Below are 1220 nucleotides of genomic sequence, written 5' to 3'. Positions count from 1 at the left end.
AGTAGCATCAGTTACATTAAAATTTTCGTCTAAAGGAACGTTAAAATCAACACGGATTATGGCTTTTTTATTTTTGAAATCGAAATCGTTAATAGTTTTCATTAGATATTATTTTTAGTATTATTTAATTATTTTGAAAGAAAAACAAATATATAACTTTTCAGGAACTTAAAAATAAGAATAGTTTAAAAATTAGCGTAACACATTAGCGAAAACGTTGTAAAATTAAATAATTGTTCCGTTTTTGAATATCAATTAAAATATCAATACTTTTATTAATTCTGAATTTAGAATCAATCCTTGATTTAGAAACTTAAAAACAAACTATGACACACTCCTTTTTTAAATGAGTTAGAAGCCATATATATATATGTATATATATATATAGCAATTATTTTGTTTTTTTTCAATGCTTACCGCGATTTAGATAGGCTACAAAATAGGCCTTAAAAAAACGAATTCAAAAAGGACTTTAATGCGTATTTAAATTCTCGAAAAAACTATTATATTTTAGAGAATGACGAAGTAAAACTGACTGCCTCATTGAAACAATCGGCTGCTAAAAGCTACAAATTATGGAGTTGAGTTACTTTTATGCAAAAGAAAAAAGATTACTTTATTCAGTCGATTATGATGCTGCCAGCTTTGAACGAGGTGTTTGATAGTGCCTCGAAATCGAATATGGTTTTGAATTCTAAAGTTCCCAAAACTATTTTTATTAATTGTTTGCTTTTTTGATAATAATTTCTTTTTTAATTGGCTATAATTTGGGTTTAGAGAAAAATAATAAACACCAAATTTATAACTGGTTTTTGTTTTCTAATCTGCATTGTCATTTTCATTACTTTTGATATAGATCAACCAAGACGAGGTCTGATTAAACTAGATACTAAATATCTCTGCTGCAAAAATTGAATCAAAAATAAAAAGATTTACTCTGATTTCATCACAAGAAACCTTTGCAGTTTTGAGACTTTTTATTCTATATTTGCCTTATGCAGTTTTCAGAAATTTTAGGGCAGGAACACATCAAAAATCATTTGACAAGAAGTGCTAATTTAGGTAGAATTCCCCACGCTCAGTTATTTGTAGGTCCCGAAGGATGTGGTACTTTACCAATGGCAATTGCCTATGCGCCATACATTTTGTGCAACAATCAAAACGGAGAAAATTCAGGTGTCAATGAAAGTTGCAATCTTAAATTCCAAAAAATTGCGCAT

Annotated in this window: 1 protein-coding gene and 1 pseudogene; one reads left to right on the top strand and one right to left on the bottom strand. The window is 28.1% G+C overall.

The window, feature by feature from the left end; all coding sequences use genetic code 11:
• Positions 1-102 (bottom strand): phosphoglycerate kinase (gene pgk / locus EKL98_RS16465; RefSeq protein WP_126563192.1); only part of this gene is annotated, 102 nt, incomplete at its 3' end.
• 893 nt (positions 103-995) lie between these two features.
• Between pgk and EKL98_RS16460 the strand changes: the two are divergent.
• Positions 996-1220 (top strand): annotated as a pseudogene (locus tag EKL98_RS16460) (DNA polymerase III subunit delta'); the annotation flags it as partial.

This window comes from Flavobacterium bomense (genome assembly GCF_003970355.1).
This window is presented reverse-complemented; position numbering and strand designations above follow the sequence as displayed.